General features: G+C 66.7%; 15 protein-coding genes. 5 read left to right on the forward strand and 10 right to left on the reverse strand.

Translation table 11 applies throughout. The annotated features are described in order from the left end of the window. Positions 1-9 precede the first annotated feature (9 nt). Positions 10-528 (reverse strand): 3-hydroxyacyl-[acyl-carrier-protein] dehydratase FabA, encoded by a 519-nt coding sequence (fabA, locus tag LRS09_RS14365; RefSeq protein ID WP_257807463.1) that lies wholly within the window; start codon positions 526-528, stop codon positions 10-12. 235 nt (positions 529-763) lie between these two features. Here fabA and irrA point away from each other — a divergent pair, with 235 nt between their 5' ends. Next, positions 764-1,195, forward strand: coding sequence for an iron response transcriptional regulator IrrA (gene irrA / locus LRS09_RS14370; protein ID WP_257807464.1), 432 nt, complete (start codon positions 764-766; stop codon positions 1,193-1,195). Positions 1,196-1,202: 7 nt separating this feature from the next. Here irrA and LRS09_RS14375 read toward each other — a convergent pair whose 3' ends face one another. Then, positions 1,203-1,763, reverse strand: a complete 561-nt coding sequence (locus tag LRS09_RS14375) for an SH3 domain-containing protein (protein WP_374684841.1) — start codon at positions 1,761-1,763, stop codon at positions 1,203-1,205. Positions 1,764-1,933: 170 nt separating this feature from the next. Here LRS09_RS14375 and LRS09_RS14380 point away from each other — a divergent pair, with 170 nt between their 5' ends. Then, positions 1,934-2,938 carry a D-glycerate dehydrogenase gene (locus LRS09_RS14380; RefSeq protein ID WP_085463682.1) on the forward strand — a complete coding sequence of 335 codons (1,005 nt, stop codon included), beginning with the start codon at positions 1,934-1,936 and terminating at the stop codon, positions 2,936-2,938. On the opposite strand, the gene LRS09_RS14385 is transcribed toward LRS09_RS14380, so the two are convergent. The 6 genes from LRS09_RS14385 to LRS09_RS14410 form a co-directional block, all read right to left on the reverse strand. Continuing rightward, a complete protein-coding gene (locus tag LRS09_RS14385) occupies positions 2,935-5,661 on the reverse strand; it encodes an HAD-IC family P-type ATPase (RefSeq protein WP_257807465.1) in 2,727 nt (908 codons plus the stop codon). The two genes, LRS09_RS14380 and LRS09_RS14385, sit on opposite strands and share 4 nt — an antisense overlap. A 21-nt stretch (positions 5,662-5,682) precedes the next feature. Next, the gene (locus LRS09_RS14390) at positions 5,683-6,435 is read right to left on the reverse strand and encodes an SDR family NAD(P)-dependent oxidoreductase (protein ID WP_257807466.1); all 753 of its coding nucleotides are present in this window, start codon (positions 6,433-6,435) and stop codon (positions 5,683-5,685) included. A 172-nt stretch (positions 6,436-6,607) separates the two neighbouring features. Continuing rightward, positions 6,608-7,057, reverse strand: coding sequence for an aconitase X swivel domain-containing protein (locus tag LRS09_RS14395; protein ID WP_257807467.1), 450 nt, complete (start codon positions 7,055-7,057; stop codon positions 6,608-6,610). Next, positions 7,057-8,313 (reverse strand): aconitase X catalytic domain-containing protein, encoded by a 1,257-nt coding sequence (locus tag LRS09_RS14400; protein ID WP_257807468.1) that lies wholly within the window; start codon positions 8,311-8,313, stop codon positions 7,057-7,059. Before LRS09_RS14400 ends, LRS09_RS14395 begins: the two co-directional genes overlap by 1 nt. 1 nt (position 8,314) lies before the next feature. Continuing rightward, entirely contained in the window at positions 8,315-9,082 is a 768-nt protein-coding gene (locus LRS09_RS14405; protein ID WP_257807469.1) for a molybdopterin-synthase adenylyltransferase MoeB, read from the reverse strand. Next, positions 9,075-9,716, reverse strand: coding sequence for an alpha/beta family hydrolase (locus tag LRS09_RS14410; RefSeq protein WP_257807470.1), 642 nt, complete (start codon positions 9,714-9,716; stop codon positions 9,075-9,077). Before LRS09_RS14410 ends, LRS09_RS14405 begins: the two co-directional genes overlap by 8 nt. A gap of 132 nt (positions 9,717-9,848) precedes the next feature. Between LRS09_RS14410 and purH the strand changes: the two genes are divergently transcribed. The 3 genes from purH (at position 9,849) to LRS09_RS14425 (ending at position 12,388) form a co-directional block, all read left to right on the forward strand. Next, the gene (gene purH / locus LRS09_RS14415) at positions 9,849-11,465 is read left to right on the forward strand and encodes a bifunctional phosphoribosylaminoimidazolecarboxamide formyltransferase/IMP cyclohydrolase (protein WP_257807471.1); all 1,617 of its coding nucleotides are present in this window, start codon (positions 9,849-9,851) and stop codon (positions 11,463-11,465) included. Positions 11,466-11,551: 86 nt separating this feature from the next. Beyond that, positions 11,552-12,043, forward strand: a complete 492-nt coding sequence (locus LRS09_RS14420) for a hypothetical protein (RefSeq protein ID WP_257807472.1) — start codon at positions 11,552-11,554, stop codon at positions 12,041-12,043. Between the two features lie 42 nt (positions 12,044-12,085). Continuing rightward, entirely contained in the window at positions 12,086-12,388 is a 303-nt protein-coding gene (locus LRS09_RS14425) for a DNA-binding protein (protein ID WP_257807473.1), read from the forward strand. A 27-nt stretch (positions 12,389-12,415) separates the two neighbouring features. Here LRS09_RS14425 and LRS09_RS14430 read toward each other — a convergent pair whose 3' ends face one another. Next, positions 12,416-13,813, reverse strand: a complete 1,398-nt coding sequence (locus tag LRS09_RS14430; protein ID WP_257807474.1) for an MFS transporter — start codon at positions 13,811-13,813, stop codon at positions 12,416-12,418. A gap of 17 nt (positions 13,814-13,830) precedes the next feature. Then, the gene (locus tag LRS09_RS14435) at positions 13,831-18,594 is read right to left on the reverse strand and encodes an NAD-glutamate dehydrogenase (RefSeq protein WP_257807475.1); all 4,764 of its coding nucleotides are present in this window, start codon (positions 18,592-18,594) and stop codon (positions 13,831-13,833) included. Positions 18,595-18,649 lie beyond the last annotated feature (55 nt).

Below are 18,649 nucleotides of genomic sequence, written 5' to 3' on the forward strand. Positions count from 1 at the left end.
GCCGCCGCGCTAGGCCGCTGCTTCCTGCTTGGCGAGGCCGACCTTCAGGTCGGTCGCCGTATAGATGGTCTCGCCATCGGCCTTAAGCCAGCCATCGGCGATGCCGAGCACCAGCCGCCCGCGCATCACGCGCTTGAAGTCGACGCCGTATTCGACCAACTTCGTCTTCGGTGTGACCATGCCCTTGAACTTCACCTCTCCGGTCGAGAGCGCCATGCCCTTGCCCGGTTCGCCGAGCCAGCCGAGATAGAATCCCGTGAGCTGCCACAGCGCGTCGAGGCCGAGACACCCTGGCATGATCGGATTGTCGATAAAATGGCAGGGGAAGAACCACAGGTCGCGATGGATCGCGAAATCGGCGCGGATGAAGCCCTTGTCGAACGCGCCGCCCGTCTCGCTGATCTCCGTGATGCGGTCGAACATGAGCATCGGCGGATAGGGAAGCTGGGCGTTGCCGGGTCCGAACAACTCGCCCTTCGCGCAGGCGAGGAGCTCGTCGTAGCCGTAGCTGGATTTCTTTTCGGCCATGTGGTCTCCCGTCGAAGCTCCCAGATCGAAGCGCATTCTTGTCTTTGCCCGCGCGTCCTCGCCGGGCTTCGCGACGAAGGAAACTGCCGGCTTCGATTAGCTTGCCGGGTCGGAGCGGTCAATGTGCCGCTATTGATCGCTGGCGGTTCCCGGAATATATGCTGGAAAAAGCGGCGTTCGCCCGGGGTTCGGGCTGTTGCCGCGTGGCCGGCTTCGGACGGCGGTTCGGAAGGAAATGGACAAGGCGACCCAAACGATCGGACCTGATGTCGAGACGCGTGTGCGCGAGGCGGGGCTTCGCCCCACGCGGCAACGCGTTTCCCTCGCATCGCTGCTGTTCGCCAAGGGTGACCGCCATCTGACGGCCGAGGAGCTTCACGAGGAAGCGCTGGGCGTCGGCGTTGCGGTGTCGCTCGCCACGGTCTACAACACCTTGCACCAGTTTACTGAGGCCGGGATGCTGCGCATCCTCGCGGTCGAAGGGGCGAAGACCTATTTCGACACCAACACGTCCGACCATCATCATTTCTATGTCGAAGGCGAGAACAAGGTTCTCGACATCGAGGCCGGGCCGGTGACCGTGAGCAATGTGCCGGCGCCGCCGCCCGGCATGGAGATCGCCAATATCGACATCGTCATCCGCCTGCGCCCGAAGCGCGGCTGCTGACGCTCGATCAGTCTTCGATCGTTTCGTCCGGATAAGCGCCCCAGATCAGGTTCTGCGGCACCCAGCCCTTGTAGCGGTCGAACCGCATCTGGCACCAGTTGCCGTTGCAGGCCTGGATTTCGCCCATGGCGCCGGGCTCGATCGTGGCGACCAGCCGCGCGTCCTCGGCCGGACTGGCGCGCATCTGGATCGTTGCCTCCTTGCCCTTGAACCAGGGAGCAGCGATGCCGCTGCGCTTGCCCGACAGAAGCGACTGGTTGATCCAGCCCTCTGTGCCTTCCGAATCGCGGATGCGCCGCCAGTTGTCGTATTCCTGGATGACCTCGACCGGCAGGCCGGACTTCAGGTACATCCACTCGACCGGGTAGTTGCGGCCGGGCCCGATGCGCAGGTTCACGCGTCCGGATTTCAGCGTGACGAAGCGGGGAAGGGGCAGGCCGCTCTTGTTGGGGCCAACCGCCTGCGCCGCGGCCTCGCCGACGGACGGCAGCAACGGGGAGGCGGCATTGAACGCGAAGCCTGCCAGCCCCGCGCAAAGAGCCAGTCGAAGCGACAGATAACGCGACACGATCCACTCCTGACACCGCGCGGCGCCGCACCCCGGGCAACGCCTTTTTCTTTGTCATCACCCGCGGGGCTTGTTAGAGAGAGGCCGGGCGGGCGCTGGCTACGAATGTCGCCGGTCTTGGTTAAAGAGGTCTCAACAGGACCCGGGATGCCGCCCTCGAAGAGGAAATAATGCCGGGGAAGAAGAAGCCTCTCGTCGTCATCACGCGCAAGCTGCCGGATCCGGTCGAGACCCGGATGCGAGAACTGTTCGACGCACGGCTGAATCTCGACGACCATCCGATGAGCCAGCCCGAACTGGTGGCGGCGATTCGCGAGGCGGACGTGCTCGTGCCGACCGTCACCGACCGCATCGACGCGGCCCTGATCGCCCAGGCCGGACCGAACCTGAAGCTGATCGCCAACTTCGGCAACGGCGTCGACAATATCGACATCCCCGCCGCCCAGAAGCAGGGCATCACCGTCACCAACACGCCGAACGTCCTCAACGAGGACACCGCCGACATGACGATGGCGCTGATGCTCGCCGTGCCGCGCCGCCTCGTCGAGGGCGCGAACGTGTTGCAGGGCGACGGCGGGGCCTGGCAGGGCTGGTCGCCGACCTGGATGCTCGGCCGCCGCATCTGGGGCAAGCGCCTCGGCATCGTCGGCATGGGCCGCATCGGCACCGCGGTCGCCCGCCGCGCCAAGGCCTTCGGCCTGTCGATCCACTACCACAACCGCAAGCATGTCGCGCCCGCGATCGAAGAGGAGCTGGAGGCCACCTACTGGGAGAGCCTTGACCAGATGCTGGCGCGCATGGACATCGTCTCGGTCAACTGCCCGTCGACGCCGGCGACCTATCACCTGCTTTCGGCGCGCCGGCTCGCGCTGATGCAGCCGACCGCCTATGTCGTCAACACCGCGCGCGGCGAGATCATCGACGAGGACGCGCTGGTGAAGATGATCGAGCAGGGCAAGCTCGCCGGCGCCGGCCTCGATGTCTTCGCGCACGAACCGGCGGTGAGCCCGAAGCTGGTGAAACTCGCCAGGAAGGGCAAGGTCGTGATCCTGCCGCACATGGGCTCGGCGACGCTGGAAGGCCGCATCGACATGGGCGAGAAGGTGATCATCAACATCCGCACCTTCTTCGACGGCCACCGGCCGCCGGATCGCGTGCTGCCGATCCGGAACTAAAAGGCCGCCGCGGCCGGCGGCATCAGGCGGCGCATCGCCGCCTTCTCGGCTTCCAGCACGACCATCAGCACCACGCCGATGCCGACGATCAGAAGCCCGTCGGCGAACGCGATGGGTGCGCTTCCGAACAGGGAGTGCATGAAGGGCGCGTAGGTGAAGGCCAGCTGCAAGGCGGCGACGGCGGCGATCGCCCCCAACACAGCCGGTGTCCCCATGGCTCCGATCAGGCTGAACGAGGTCGTGTGCAGGTAGCGGACGTTGAAGAGATAGAAGATTTCCATCACCACCAGCGTGTTCACCACCATGGTGCGCGCCGCGTCTTCGCCCAGCCCATGCCGCATCGCATATTCGTAGACGAAGAAGACGCCGGCGGTGAACAGCAGCGAGACCAGCACGACTCGCCATACGAGGAATCTCGACAGGATGGGCTCATCCCGCCTGCGCGGAGGGCGGCGCATAACGCTCGGCTCCGACCGCTCGAAGGCCAGCACAAGGCCCAGCGTGACTTCGGTGACCAGGTTGACCCACAGGATCTGCACCGGCGTCATCGGCAGGGTAAGGCCGAACGTGATGGCCAGGATGACGCACAGCGTCTCGCCCCCGTTGGTGGGCAGAGTCCAGGCGATGACCTTGCGGATATTGTCGTAAACCGTCCGGCCTTCCTGTACGGCGGCGACGATGGTGGCGAAATTGTCGTCGACCAGCACCATCTCCGCCGCTTCCTTGGCGGCTTCCGTGCCCTTGCGGCCCATGGCGACGCCGACATCCGCCTGCTTGAGAGCCGGCGCGTCGTTGACGCCGTCCCCCGTCATGGCGACGATGTGGCCCTCGGCCTGCAGGGCGCGGACGATGCGCAGCTTGTGTTCCGGCGTGGTGCGGGCGAACACGCTGACGCGGCCTGCGATCTCGCGCAGCTCCTCGTCGGAAACTGCATCGATGTCGCGCCCTTCGATCGCCATCGGATCGTCGGCGATGGCGAGTTGCCCGGCGATCGCCGCGGCGGTGCCGACATGGTCGCCGGTGATCATCTTGACGGCGATGCCGGCCGAGCGGCAGGCGGCGATCGCTTCCACGGCCTCTTGCCGCGGCGGGTCGATCAGCCCGACGGTGCCCAGCAGGATCAGGCCTCCGTTCTGCACGGCCTCGAAGGACAGCCGTTCGGTGTCCGGCCGGGCGGGCATTTCCGCGAAGGCGAGCACGCGCTCGCCCTGGCTTGCGGCATGGGCGATGCGGGCGTTCCAGTCGTCCGTGTCGATCGCTGTCTCGGATCCGTCCCGCGCCAGGGCGCGGCACATGCCGATGACGCGCTCGGGTGCGCCCTTGACGAAGACGCGCCTTTGGCCCCCCGGCCCCTCGTGGAGCGTCGCCATGAAACGGTGCCGGGCATCGAACGGAATCTCGTCGATCCGGCTCCACTGTTCGCGGATCGTGGCGGCATGCAGTCCTCCCTTGGCGGCGAGTGTTGCGAGAGCGCCTTCCATCGGGTCACCGACGACCTGCCACTGCCCGTCCCGCTCGACGACGTCCGCGTCGTTGCAGAGATGCGCCGCGAGAAAGAGGCGGTCGCGCGCTTGATCGGTCGGCGATCCGCTCTCCAGCACGCCGTCAGGCGCGTAGCCGGAGCCGGTGACGAGGGTCTCGCCGGACGCGGTGGTGACGCGGCGTGCCGTCATCTCGTTCCTGGTCAGCGTGCCGGTCTTGTCGGAGCAGATCACGGAGGTCGCGCCGAGCGTCTCCACGGCCGGCAGGCGGCGCACGACGGCGTTGCGCGCGGCCATGCGCTGCACGCCAATGGCCAGCGTGATGGTGATGACCGCCGGCAGGCCCTCGGGAATCGCGCCGACCGCCAGCGCCACGACGACCAGCAGCGCGTCGACCCATGCATAGCCACGGAACAGCACCGCGAAGGCGAATACGGCCGCCGCCATCGACATTGCAAACCAGGTGAACAGCCGGCCGAAATGATCGATCTGCTTCAACAGCGGCGTGGTGAGCGCGGAGACGCGGCTCAGCAAGGCCGAGATGCGGCCGATCTCGGTCTGCGCCCCGGTCGCGACGGCAACGCCGATTACCTGTCCCGTCGCCACCAGCGTGCCGGAATAGAGCATGGAGAAGCGGTCCCCGAGCGGCGCATCCGCCGCCACCTGGCGTTCCTGCTTTTCGACGGCGACGGACTCGCCGGTCAGGATGGCTTCGTCGGCGAGCAGGCCGCGCGCGCGAATGATGCGCAAGTCCGCCGGCACCTTGTCGCCCGCCTCCAGCGCCACGATGTCGCCGGGCACGATCTCGCGGGCGTCGACCGAGTGCCGCTCGCCGCCGCGCAGCACCACGGCATGCGGCGCGATCATGTCGCGGATGGCGTCCAGTGCCCGTTCTGCGCGGCCTTCCTGCACGTAGCCGACGATGGCGTTGATCAGCACGGCGGCGACGATCACCGTCGCGTCGATGACGTGCCCCAGCATGGCCGCCGCGACAGCCGCCAGAAGCAGGAAATAGATCAGCGAACTGTTGAACTGGCCAAGGAAGCGCAGAAGCGGATGGACGCGCGGCGGGGCGGGAAGCTCGTTCGGGCCATGGCTCGCGAGCCGTCTTGACGCCTCAGCGGGATCGAGGCCGTCCGCTTGTGTCGCGAACGCCTCGATCGCCGCATCGGGCGGCTCGGCATACCATGCGTTCTCGAGGGGCTGGTTCCGGACGGGCCTGTCCGCGCGCGCCGTCCGCATCCCGTGCCGGTCTCCGTCCCGTCACTGCGCCGTATAGGCGCCGTCGACGAGATGGTAGCTTCCGGTGATGAAGCTGGCCGCGTCCGACAGGAGGAAGCAGGTGAGCGCCGACACCTCTTCGGGCCGGCCGATGCGGCCGATCGGGTGGAGCCCCGCAAGCGCGCCGAGCGTCTCGGCGTCGAGATTGTTCGAGAGCAGCGGCGTGTCGATATAGGCCGGCCCGACCGCGACGACGCGGATTCCTTGCGTGGCATATTCAAGCGCCGCGGTCTTGGTGAGGCCGAGCAGGGCGTGCTTGGCGGTGACATAGGCGCTGGAGCCGGGCGTGCCGACGGAACCGAGGATGGAGGCCATGTTCACGATCGCGCCGCCGCTGGACTTCAGCATCGCGGCGATCTCGTATCTGAGGCCGTAGAAGACGCCGTTGAGGTTGATGTCGATCACCGACTTCCAGCCGTCCAGCGGGTATTCGGCCACAGGTGCGATCGGGCCGCCGATGCCCGCATTGTTCACCGCGAGATGCAGGGCGCCGTAGGTCTCGACCGCGAAGGCGACCATCCGTTCGGCTTCTTCGGCGACAGCCACGTTCACCGCAAACGCCTCGGCCGTGCCGCCTGCGGCGCGGATCGTATCGACCACCTTGGTAGCATGCGCCTTGTCGAGGTCGGCGACGATGACCTTGGCGCCGCCTCTTGCGAGATCCTGCGCGATCGCCTCGCCGATGCCGGATGCGCCGCCGGTCACGATCGCCACCTTGCCGTTGAAGTCGGTCATTGCCCTGTCTCCTTGATCCCTTCTCGACCTTCCGATGCGTTCCTCCCGCCGGATCGTGATCGCGGGATCGGAACTATCCCGAGCGCACTGTCCGTGCCTTGATTGACATCAAGATGAAGCTTTGCAGCGCCGGTCGCCGTGCCCGCCAAGGCCTGCGGCTTTCGCGAACCCTTCAGGTCAGCAAGGAGTCTGGTTCTTCCGATCTGGTATCCAGACGTGAAGCCGTTCCGTCGGCGTCCACCTTTATGAGGGCATGACGAAAGGAGGCGAAATGCGTGCGGTCCAGCCGTACCGCGACCGGCGTCTCCCAGCTCATCTCTTTCGCCACGATCAGGCCGAGGAGCAGGATGGCGTCCGGCTCGTGCATGACGAGCGCCGCCGGCGCATGGCCGTTGTGGACCAGCTCCAACAGTACGGCGGAGGCGGACGACGAGCCGATGGTGCCCGGCAGGAAGAGAACCTTGCCGGCGATGCAGTCGCCGTGCTGTGGATGACGGACATCGGCGATCCGGCCGGTTTTCGGATCGACGCCGCCCCAGAAGCTGATCGGTTCGTCGAGCACCAGCGCCTCGCCTTCGCCGCCGCGGCCTTCGACGAGGATCTCGCCCCGTAAGCTGCTCATCAGGATGCCGCCGCCAGGATCGGCCTGCCCGACACCGCGCTCTCGACGCAGTCGGCAAGCGAGCCGTAGAGAACGCCATATCCGGTGTTGCCGGGCGCATAGTGGGCGAACTTGCCGGAATTGGTCATCAGCACTCCGCCAGCGATCTCCTTCATGATCGGCGTGACCACGACGCAGGTGTCGGCGACGACGGTGACGCCGGCGGCCTCCAGTCCGCGCCGAAGCCCGCATTTGTCGAGATGTGCGAGCGCATGCCGGCCGGTGCAGGCGTAGAACGGCACCGCGAGGCGCCGCCCCGCGATCAGCTTCGCCAGTTCCTCGAACTCGCGTGGCGACAAATGCGGGCTGCCGATCGCGACCGCGTCGATCCGGTCGGCCCGGTCCGCCGTCGAGAGCCGCAACTGCGCCTCGCGCGCCATGGCCTGCGTCACACGGATCGTGCGTTCCGCCGCCTCTCCACCCAGCGCCGTCGCGACGTCGGGCGCCTCCGGGGTGACGCCCGCGACATGGAACAGTCCGACGGAGCCGGCGGAGGCCGCAGCCGCGCCGAACGCCTTCAGCGCGTCTTCTCCCGGATGTTTCGCCACGCCGGCGACGACGCCCACATCGTTGCCCGCCTCGCGGCCATAGAGGCTGCCCAGCACGGGCCAGGCGATCTCGGAGGCGAGGAAGGCGGGCGGCAGGCCGGAGACGTCGAACACGAAGCGGGCCCGCCTGTTCTCGGCCCGGTGCAGCCCGTAGTCCGGCGCGCAGCCGGCGATGGCGCAGGCGATGTCGAGAAAATCGCCATAGCGGTTGGTCCGTGCGCCGAGCACCGAATTGCAGAACGCGACCGCGTTGGATTCGCCCCACGCGACATCCGTGCCGAGGGCGGGGCGATGGCCGGCCTGATACGGCGCGCAGGTCCAGCTCGGCTCGCAGCCGAGCGTGCGGTAGGCCTCCATCATCCGCCGTGCCATGCCACGCTCATGCTCGGGCAGGCGGTCGCGCGAGCAGCCGGTGAGATCGAGCGCGCCGACATTCAGCGTGGCGCGGACCGAAACCTTCGCACCGCCCTCGACCAGCTTTTCCGCGAACAGCGTGCCGGAATCGCCATGATAGAGCGCCCCGTCGATATGCGCCGACGCGATCGGGATCAGCCGCGGCGCGGCAAGCAGCTCCGCCGTGCGCGCCACGATCCGTATCGCCATCGCAGCGCCTTCGCCTCGCTCACCGGCCGCCGTCGCGCGTTGCTCGTCGGTGAGGAGAACGGGCACGTCAGGCCGCATCCTTCGGTGCAGAGTAGCGGATCGTGTCGAAGCGGGCGCCGAGCGCATCGTAGAGCAGCAGGCGCCCGACCAGCGGCTCTCCGGAGCCGGTGATGAGCTTGATGGCCTCCATCGCCTGCAGTGTGCCGATCACCCCGGTCAATGCCCCGACCACGCCGGCCACGGCGCAGCTCGGCACCATGCCTGGCGGTGGTGCCTCCGGATAAAGGTCGCGATAGGTCGGGTTCCTGCGGCCCTTCCCGTCATGCTCCCAGGGCATCAGCACGGTCAGCGAGCCATCGAAGCGCCCGACCGCGCCGGAAACAAGCGGCTTGCGCGCCGCTGCGCAGGCGTCGGCCAGCACGTAGCGGGTATCGAAATTGTCCGATCCGTCGATGACGAGGTCGTAGGACGCGACGACGCCATCGACATTCGACACATCGAGCCGCATGGCATGCGGTTCGACCGTCACATGCGGATTGATCCGCCCGACCGTCTCGCCGGCGCTCTCGACCTTCGCCTTGCCGACGGACGCTGTGTCGTGGATCACCTGCCGCTGCAGGTTGGAGAGAGAGACCGTGTCGTCGTCGACGATGCCGAGCGTGCCGACACCGGCGGCGGCGAGATAGAGCAGCACCGGCGCGCCGAGGCCGCCGGCGCCGACGACCAGAACCCGCGCGCGCTTCAGCTTCTGCTGTCCCGGGCCGCCGACCTCCGGCAACACGATGTGGCGCGCGTAGCGCTCGAGTTCCAGCTCGGAGAGGCGCGCGTCAGCCATGGGCGGCTCCGAGCATGAAATCCGCGACGGCCTTCGCCGCGATGTCGAGATTGCCGTCGAACGTCGCACCGGAAGCCTTGCGTGGCTTCAGGTCGTGGTCGCCGTCAGTGAGCCATTCGATCCTGATCTCGGGCGACAGCGGATAGGCGGCGACCTCCTCGCGGGTGCCGAACGGGTCGCGCTCGCCCTGGCAGATCAATGTCGGGCAGGAGAGCTTTTCCAGATGGTCGGTCCGCAGCTTCTCGGGCTGGCCGGGCGGATGGAAGGGATAGCCGAGGCAGACCAGGCCGGCGATAGCGCCGTCCTTGAACTGCTTGTCGGCGATCATGCTCGCCATGCGTCCGCCGAGCGACTTTCCGCCGATGAACAGCGGGCCGCTACGTTCCACGCTGCCGATCGCACCGACATATTCGCCGATCAGCTTGTTGGCGGGCGAGGGCGGCGGGCGGTTGCCTCTGCTGTCGCGGCGCGCGGCCATGTAGCCGAACTCGAACCGCACGACGCGGATGCCATGGCCGGCGATCCGGCCCGCGATCGCATTCATCCAGTCCGAGTCCATCGGTGCTCCCGCGCCATGCGCCAGAAGCAGCGTCGCCTTCGCGGCGGGTGGGCCGTCATGGATGAAATCGGTCATTTTCGGTCTTCCTCGTCGCCGGAGGCTATCGTCCGCCGGGGATCATCGCAATGCATGGCTGCTGCGGCCGCGTTGACACTTGCAATCAACTGCCACGGGAGGCATGAGCGGGCCTCCGCAGAAAGGATCGTCATGGCCGTCGTCTCCAAGAACATCCCCGCGCCCGACCTCGTCTCCGTCAGCCGCGCCCTGATTTCGGTATCGGACAAGACGGGCCTGATCGACTTCGTGCGGGCACTGACGAAGCATGGCGTCGAGATCGTTTCCACCGGCGGCACGCGCAAGGCGATCGCGGAGGCAGGCATCGCGGTGACCGACGTATCCGAGGTCACCGGCTTTCCCGAGATCATGGACGGCCGCGTCAAGACGCTGCATCCGCTGGTGCATGGTGGCCTGCTCGCGGTGCGCGGCGACCAGGACCACCAGCAGGCGATGCGCGACCACGGTATCCGCCCCTTCGACCTCGTCGTGATCAATCTCTACCCGTTCGAGGAGGTGCGCCGCGCCGGCGGCGACTACGCCGCGACCGTGGAGAACATCGACATCGGCGGCCCGGCCATGGTGCGTGCCTCGGCCAAGAACCACGCCTATGTCGGCATCGTCACCGATCCGAGCGACTATCCGCTCGTGCTGGAGGCACTGGACGAGAACGCCGGCAGCCTGTCCTACCAGTTCCGCCAGAAGCTCGCCGCCAAGGCCTTTGCCCGCATCGCCGCCTATGACGCGGCCATCTCCGGCTGGTTCGCCGAAACGCTCGCCATCGAGCATCCCGTCTGGCGCGCCTTCGGCGGCAGGCTGGAACAGGTGATGCGCTACGGCGAAAATCCGCACCAGGACGCCGCCTTCTACGTCAACGGCGACTCGCGCCCCGGCGTCGCCACCGCCCGCCAGGTGCAGGGCAAGCAGCTGTCCTACAACAACATCAACGACACGGACGCCGCCTACGAACTCGTCTCCGAGTTCGACCCGGCCCGCACCGCGGCCGTCGCGATCATCAAGCATGCGAACCCCTGCGGCGTCGCCGAGGGCGCGACGCTGAAGGACGCCTATCTCAAGGCGCTCGCCTGCGACCCGGTCTCGGCCTTCGGCGGCATCGTCGCACTCAACCGCACGCTGGATGCGGAGGCCGCCGAAGAGATCGTCAAGATCTTCACCGAGGTGATCATCGCGCCGGACGCCACCGACGAGGCGGTTGCGATCGTCGCGGCCAAGAAGAACCTGCGCCTGCTCATTGCCGGCTCGCTGCCCGATCCGCGCGCGGCCGGCCTGACCGTGAAGTCCGTTTCAGGCGGCCTGCTCGTCCAGTCGCGCGACAATGGGGCCGTCGACGATCTCGACCTCAAGGTGGTGACGAAGCGCGCGCCGACCGAGCGCGAGCTGGCCGACCTGAAGTTCGCCTTCCGCATCGCCAAGCACGTCAAGTCCAACGCCATCGTCTATGTCCGCGACGGCGCGACGGTGGGCATTGGCGCCGGCCAGATGAGCCGGGTCGATTCCTCCCGCATCGCTGCGCGCAAGGCGGCGGACGCGGCCGAGGCGGCAGGCCTGAAGGAGCCGATGACCAAGGGCTCGGTCGTCGCCTCTGACGCCTTCTTCCCCTTCGCCGACGGCCTGCTGTCGGCGGTCGAGGCGGGTGCCACGGCGGTCATCCAGCCGGGCGGCTCGATGCGCGACGACGAGGTCATCGCCGCCGCCGACGCAGCCGGCATCGCGATGGTGTTCACCGGGATGCGGCATTTCAGGCACTGAGGGCAGGCCATTGACTATCCTTTGGCTCAGGTCTCGTATGGAGAATTGGCGGCACCAAAGAGCAATGCCTTCCGCAAAGAGGATGTATGAATTTCTACGAGAATGTGGTGATCGACTATCTGCGTGCAGATCGAACCCTGTTTATCAACACACAGTGCTGCATCCAGATCAATGATGCTTCGAACCCGGACGCGAGTGGTCCGCATTGGTATTCCGATGCGATCGGTGTCGACTTCGGAAGCAATTCAATCTTCTTATGCGAAATTTCTTATGGTGCTCAGCTAGCGGATCTAACTAAGCGGTTGCGCGCTTGGAACGAAAATTGGGATGGGGTCAAGGCAGCCCTCGTTCGAGATTGTAAGGTGCCCGTCTCCTGGCCCGTGCGTCCTTGGCTTTTCATACCTGAAGGGGCAATTCCTGTTCTCCTCAAGCGATTGGATCAAATCGACAAGCAATCCGGATTGAGGTTTGCTCCCAAGGTAACGCCCTTGGAAATGGTCCAGCCATGGAAGTATCGTTCTTGGAACCGCATCGGTGAGGCGGAGAAGCCCGATTTGCTACCACTTCATTTGCAATAACCGTCAGAGAACTCCCTCAATTCGAATGAGATGGGAAGGTTCATGCTTCTCACCCGCGACTTCAAGGAGACGCTGAAGGCCCGAGCCGATAGCGACCCGGCCCTTCGAGCGGCTCTTCTGTCCGACGCAGTCGAGCTTCTCCTGTCGGGAGAGGTGGACACGTGGAAGCTCGTTCTTCGCAACTATATCAATGCGACAGTGGGCTTCGAGGCCGTCGCGGCTGCGACCGGAAGACCCGCGAAGAGCCTGATGCAGATGTTCGGACCGAAGGGAAACCCGACGGCGAGCAGCCTGTTCGCAGTGATATCCCACCTTCAAACTGCGACCGGCGTGCACCTGAAGTGACCCCGGCGGCAGCGTGAACCGATCTCGTTACGCCGCCGCCAGCTTGTAATCCCTGCTCTTCACCCACGGCAGCAGCAGGAGCCCGATCACGAACAGCGCCACGATCGGGGTGACGCCGAGCCGCTGGGCGTCCTGGGTCGACAGGTTGAAGGCCTCCGAGGCGAACCAGGCGGTGGCGAAGGCGATGGCGAACGGGGCGAGGAACGAGGTCGCCCGGCCCGAGAGAGCATAGAGCCCGAAGGCTTCCGTTACCTTGTCGCCCTCGACCTGGTCGACCAGCAGCGTGCGCGAGGCGGCCTGGATCGAGCCGCCGGCCGCGCCGATGAAGGCGCCGGCGATATAGAAGACGATGTCCGGAAGGCTCGACTGCGTGCCCTCCGGCGCGACCGTCATGAACAGCACCTGTGTCGGAGTGGTCGAGATGACCGTCACGCAGCAGAGGATCAGGATCAGGATGGAAACGCTGATCACCGGCTTCGGGCCGAAGCGCTGGTCGGCGCGGCCGCCGATCCAGGCGCCCACCGCGCCGGTCAGGTTGGCGAGGATGCCGAAGATGCCGATCTTGATGATCGGCCAGCCGAGCACGCCCGCCGCATAGATGCCGCCGAACGAATAGAGTGCGTTGAGCGCGTCGCGGTAGAACATCGACGACAGCAGGAAGGAGAAGTAGCTGCGCTGCGAGGGCAGGGTGCGCAGCGTCTCCCACAGTTCCGCAAGGCCGCGCCGCACCGCGCCGGTCGCGGAGCCCCGCCGGCTGACGTCCGGCGTCCAGAGGAACATCGGCAGCACGAAGATCAGATACCACAGCGAGGTGAGCGGCCCCGAAGCCCGGTCGCCCTCATGCGTCGCCGGGTCGAGGCCGAACAGCGGCGACACGCCGAGCAGGGTCTTGCCCGTCTCGGGACTGGCCGACAGGAAGCCGAGCACGATCACCAGCGAGATCAGCCCGCCGACATAGCCGAGGCCCCAGGCGGAGCCGGAGAGGCGGCCGAGCTCGGAGCGCGGCACCAGCGTCGGCATCATCGCATTGTTGAACACGGCGGCATATTCCATGCCGACGAGCGCGATAACGATCGCGAGCACGGCAAAGCCGAGATTGCCCATGCCGGGCGTCGCATACCAGAGCATCCAGCAGCCGATGAAGCCGAGTATGGAGAACAGCAGGATCCACGGCTTGCGCGGGCCGCTGGCATCGGCGATCGCGCCGAGGATGGGTGATGTCAGCGCAATGATCGCGCCGCCGATGCCGGCCGCATAGCCCCAGTATTCCTGGCCCTCGGCCGGGTTCGATGCCACCTGCGCCGCGAAATAGGGCGCGAAGACGAAGGTGATGACAAGGGTATGGAAGGGTTGCTGCGCGAAGTCGAACAGCATCCAGCCCCAGATACCGCGCTTCGGGGCGCGTTGCACGACCTGTTCCGACATCGTCCCATCCTCTCCGGTCAGACGCCGGCCAGATCGTTCATCAGTCCCGCCGCCACCGATAGGCGTGACAAGGTGATGTCGCCGCCTTCGGTGAGCGCCTGCAGCCTCTCCCGGGCGCGCCGGATGCGTTCCCCGCCGGCTTCCACCCAGGCCGCCACCGGACCGTCGGCCGACGCGTGGTTGCGCAGCGCCGCCACGGCCATGCCCCGCCGGGCGATGCCGATCATGTCATGCGCCCGCGAAAGGGCAAGGCCGTCGTAATAGTCGGTGGTGACGATCGACCGGGCCGCGTCCTCGATCCTGCCGATCCGGAACTGGGCGTTGAGCGACAGGATCGCCCGGGCGGCGGCGTCGGCGGGAACGCCGGCGATGCGGCCGACCAGCGCCATCTCCGGCACCAGCTCCGCGTCCGCAAGCGCAGCGAGCCGCTCGGCGAGCTTCGGCGGCGCGCCTGACTGCGACAGCGCCTCGACGCGGGCAATGTGCCGCGCCTTCATGTCGGGCGCCAGCCATTGCGTGAGCTTCGGCTCGATCGATCGGCGGGCGGCGGCGAGCGCGGCGATGCGCTCCGCGAGCGTCGCCGCTTCCGGATTGCGCACGAACCACGAGGTCTGGCCGTGCACCAGCCGGCCGACGCTCTGGTAGAGCTGCAACTGGACCTGTCCGTCGATCTTCGTGTCGAGCGCGTCGATCTCGGCATAGAGCGCCGGCAGGCCGAACCCGTCGCGCACCAGCACATAGGCCTCGACGATCTCCTGCGGCGCTCCGCCCGTGGCATCCTGCAGCCGGCTGACGAAGGTCGGCCCGCCGCGGTTGATCGCGTCGTTGGCGAGCTGTGTGGCGATGATCTCGCGGCGCAGCCTGTGGCTCGCGATCTCGGCGGCGTATTTCTTCTCCATCCGGTCGGGGAAGTAGGCGAGCAGGTCCCGCTCCAGGTAGGGATCGTCCGGCAGTGTGCTCGCCACGAGGTCGTCCAGCAGCACCATCTTGGCATAGGCGAGCAGCACGCCGAGCTCGGCCCGCGTCAGCGGCTCGCCGCGCGCCGCGCGTTCGGTAAGCGCCGCGTCGGAGGGCAGCATCTCGACCTTGCGGTCGAGCAGCCTGCGCGCCTCCAGCCCGGCCATGAAGCGCTGCTGGTGCGGGATGTCGGCCGTGCCGCGCAACTGGGCGAGCGAGATCGCCAGCGTCTGGTGATAGTTGTTGGCGAGCACGAGGCCGGCCACCTCCTCGGTCATGGAGGCGAGCAGCTTGTTGCGCGCGGGACGCGTGAGGCTGCCCTGGCGCATCGCGGTTGCGAAGGCGATCTTGATGTTCACCTCGACGTCGGACGAATTCACGCCGCCGGAATTGTCGATCGCATCCGAGTTGCAGCGCCCGCCGGCGAGCCCGTATTCGATGCGGCCGCGCTGGGTGACGCCGAGATTGGCGCCTTCGCCGATCACCTTGGCGCGCACTTCGGATCCGGTCACGCGGATCGCGTCGTTGGCGCGGTCGCCGACCTCCTGATTGCTCTCCGCGGTTGCCTTCACATAGGTGCCGATGCCGCCGAACCAGAGCAGGTCCGCCGGCGCCTTCAGGATCGCGTTGATGATCTCGGCTGGCGACGCGGTGGTCTTGCCGAGCCCGATCGCGTCGGCCGCTGCCTGGCTCAGCGTGACCGACTTCTGCGAGCGCGGGAAGATGCCGCCACCGGCGGACAGCTTGCCCTTGTCGTAGTCCTGCCACGACGAGCGCGGCAGCGCGAACAGCCGCTCGCGCTCGGCGAAGGAAGAAGCGGCGTCCGGGTCGGGATCGATGAAGATGTCGCGATGGTCGAAGGCCGCGATCAGCCGGGTCTGTCGCGACAGAAGCATGCCGTTGCCGAACACGTCGCCCGACATGTCGCCCACGCCGACGACGGTGAAGGGCTCGTTCTGGATGTCGCGGTTCATCTCGCGGAAATGCCGCTTCACCGCCTCCCAGGCGCCGCGCGCCGTGATGCCCATCTTCTTGTGGTCGTAGCCGGCCGAGCCGCCCGAGGCGAAGGCGTCGTCCAGCCAGAAGTCGTAGGCCTGGCTGATCGCATTGGCCGTGTCGGAAAACGTCGCGGTGCCCTTGTCGGCGGCGACGACGAAATAGGGGTCGTCGCCGTCGCGCCGCACGACGTCCTTCGGCGGCACGACGCCCGTCGAATCGAGGTTGTCGGTGATCGACAGAAGCGAGGAGACGAAGTTGACATAGGCCTTCGTTCCCGCGGCGAACACCGCGTCGCGGCTGCCGCCGGCCGGCAGCTGCTTGGGAAAGAAGCCGCCTTTCGCGCCGACCGGCACGATCACGGCGTTCTTCACCTGCTGCGCCTTGACGAGGCCGAGCACCTCTGTGCGGTAGTCCTGCGCCCGGTCCGACCACCTCAAGCCGCCGCGCGCCACCGGGCCGAAGCGCAGATGCACGCCCTCGACCTCCGCGCCGTAGACGAAGATCTCGCGCCACGGCTTCGGTTCCGGCAGGCCGCCGATATTCTTCGAATCGAGCTTGATCGCGAGCGAGACGCCGGGCCTCGCGGGTGCGAAATGATTGGTCCTGAGCGAGGATTCGATCAGGTTGAGATAGCGGCGGATGATCGTGTCGTCGTCGAGGTTTGGCACCTCGGCCAGCGCGTCGCGGATCGCGGACTTCAGATGCTTGCTCTCGACCTCCCAGTCGTCGGCACGCGCCGGGTCGAAGCGGGCGACGAAAAGCGAGTGGAGCGCGCGCGCGATCTGCGGATAGCGGTTCAGCACCCCGGCGATGAATTCCTGGCTCTGCGGGATGCCGGCCTGCTGCAGGTAGCGGCCATAGGCGCGCAGGATGAGGATCGCGCGAGGATCGAGCCCGGCGGTCTGCGCCAGCGTGTTGAACCCGTCATTGTCCGCCTCGCCGTTCCACACGGACAGGAACACGCTTTCCAAAAGCGCTCCGCCGTCCTTCAGGTCGATCGGCCTGCCGAAGGCGTTCTCGATCTCCATGTCGTGCAGGAAGATCGTGTCGCCTTCGCCGTCGGCGATCTCGAACGTGCGCTCGCTGATGACGCGGAAGCCCATGTTCTCCAAGAGCGGCACGCGCCGCGACAGCGATACCGGCTCGCCGAAATGATGGATCTTCAACGCCGCCTGCTCAGGCGGCTGGTCGCCCTTACGGTAGTAGTCGATCGCGATGGGGTTATCCCTGTCGACGCTGGCAGCCTGCTTTGCGTCGTGCAGCGCCTCCGCCGGATCGAAGCTGCCGCGATAGCTTTCCGGGAAACGCGAGGCGATGACAGCGAACTCGTCCTCGATCGAGAGCGTCTCCGCCGTTTCAGCGACCGCGTCCTCCCAGGTGCGCACGATGTCGCGCACGGCGGCTTCCAGGGTACCGGTCTCGACCTTCGGCGTCTTGCCGCCGGAGCGTCCGATGATGAAATGGACGCGCGCGAGATTGTTGTCCGGGAAGGCCGGATAGTAGGCCGAGAGGCGGCCTTCGAAGACCGTCTTGAGATAGGTGCCGATCCGCTCGCGCACCTGGCTGTCGTAGCGGTCGCGCGGCACGAACACGATCACCGAGACAAAGCGGTCGAACCGGTCGACGCGCGTCAGGACGCGCACGCGCGGCCGTTCGCCGAGCGCCAGGATGGTCGATGCATGCTTGCGCAAAAGCGGCACGTCGATCTGGAAGAGCTCGTCGCGCGGATAAGATTCCAGCACGTTGATCAGCGCCTTGCCGGAATGGTCCGTCGCCTCGAACCCCGACTTGGCGATCACCTGCTGCGCCTTTGAGCGCAGATAGGGGATGGTCATCACCGAGCGCGTATAGGCCGTGGATGTGAACAGGCCGACGATGCGCAGCTCGCCGATCAGCCGGCCCCTCGCATCGAAGGTCTTCACGCCGATATAGTCGAGATAGATGCGCCGGTGCACGATCGACTTGGTGTTGGCCTTGGTCACGATCAGCGGATCGGGGCCGTTCAGGAAGGCGCGGATCTCGGGCGTCGTCGTCACCGCCTCGGTGCCGCTGCGCAGCACCAGCGTGTTCGGATCCTCGAGAATGCCCAGGCCCGGCTGGTCGCTGCGTTCCAGCTTCCCGGTCTTCTCCCCGCCGCGATAGCTGTAGTCGCGCATGCCGAGGAAGGTGAAGTTGTCGTCCCGCAGCCATTCGAGGAAGGCGACGGCTTCGGCCACGGCATCCTTTCTCAGCGGCAGGTCGGCATAGCGGAAGTTCGAGATCGCCTGTTCAAGGCGGGCAAGCATCGGCTTCCAACTGCCGACCGCCGAGCGGACGCTGTCCAGCACGCGCTTCAACGCAGCTTCGAGCGCTTCCGCCCTGGCTTCGGACATCAGCGGCAGGTGGATATGGATCAGGCTGACCTTGTCGGTGCCGGCATCGCCGCGGCCCGGCCCAGCATCGGCGATCGAGCTGACACCGGATTTGCCGTGCGAGACATGCAGCACCGGATGCATCACCAGCAGCGGCTCCGCCCAGGCTTCGCCGATCTCGGCGATGACGGAATCGAACAGGAACGGCATGTTGTCGTTGACGAGCGTGACGGCGGTCACCTTGCGCCCCTGCCGCGCGATGCCCGGATCGCGGTCGATGGCGATCACGCTGTCGCCCTTGCGGTGGCGCTTCAGGGCGGAATAGGCGAGCTGGACCGTCCTGCGGAAGGCGTCGTCGTCATAGGCTGCGACGTCTTCGCTCGGCGCGTGCGAAAGCAGATGTTCGGCCAGGCTCTCCGCATTGGCCTCCCGGGACGTCTCGCCTCTCGCGAGCGCTTTTTTCGCCGTCGGCATGCCGAATCCCCTCCCGTTTCCGCTTTTTGGACTATGCTAACAGAGAAAGATGCGT

It is taken from the genome of Mesorhizobium sp. J428 (genome assembly GCF_024699925.1).
Classification (GTDB): domain Bacteria; phylum Pseudomonadota; class Alphaproteobacteria; order Rhizobiales; family Rhizobiaceae; genus Mesorhizobium_A.

What these genes read in the sequence shown, in the direction of transcription:
- fabA (WP_257807463.1), bottom strand. Translation starts at nt 528, where the DNA reads ATGGCCGAAAAGAAATCCAGCTACGGCTACGACGAGCTCCTCGCCTGC.
- irrA (WP_257807464.1), top strand. Translation starts at nt 764, where the DNA reads ATGGACAAGGCGACCCAAACGATCGGACCTGATGTCGAGACGCGTGTG.
- LRS09_RS14380 (WP_085463682.1), top strand. Translation starts at nt 1,934, where the DNA reads ATGCCGGGGAAGAAGAAGCCTCTCGTCGTCATCACGCGCAAGCTGCCG.
- LRS09_RS14385 (WP_257807465.1), bottom strand. Translation starts at nt 5,661, where the DNA reads ATGCGGACGGCGCGCGCGGACAGGCCCGTCCGGAACCAGCCCCTCGAG.
- LRS09_RS14390 (WP_257807466.1), bottom strand. Translation starts at nt 6,435, where the DNA reads ATGACCGACTTCAACGGCAAGGTGGCGATCGTGACCGGCGGCGCATCC.
- LRS09_RS14395 (WP_257807467.1), bottom strand. Translation starts at nt 7,057, where the DNA reads ATGAGCAGCTTACGGGGCGAGATCCTCGTCGAAGGCCGCGGCGGCGAA.
- LRS09_RS14405 (WP_257807469.1), bottom strand. Translation starts at nt 9,082, where the DNA reads ATGGCTGACGCGCGCCTCTCCGAGCTGGAACTCGAGCGCTACGCGCGC.
- LRS09_RS14410 (WP_257807470.1), bottom strand. Translation starts at nt 9,716, where the DNA reads ATGACCGATTTCATCCATGACGGCCCACCCGCCGCGAAGGCGACGCTG.
- purH (WP_257807471.1), top strand. Translation starts at nt 9,849, where the DNA reads ATGGCCGTCGTCTCCAAGAACATCCCCGCGCCCGACCTCGTCTCCGTC.
- LRS09_RS14420 (WP_257807472.1), top strand. Translation starts at nt 11,552, where the DNA reads ATGAATTTCTACGAGAATGTGGTGATCGACTATCTGCGTGCAGATCGA.
- LRS09_RS14425 (WP_257807473.1), top strand. Translation starts at nt 12,086, where the DNA reads ATGCTTCTCACCCGCGACTTCAAGGAGACGCTGAAGGCCCGAGCCGAT.
- LRS09_RS14430 (WP_257807474.1), bottom strand. Translation starts at nt 13,813, where the DNA reads ATGTCGGAACAGGTCGTGCAACGCGCCCCGAAGCGCGGTATCTGGGGC.
- LRS09_RS14435 (WP_257807475.1), bottom strand. Translation starts at nt 18,594, where the DNA reads ATGCCGACGGCGAAAAAAGCGCTCGCGAGAGGCGAGACGTCCCGGGAG.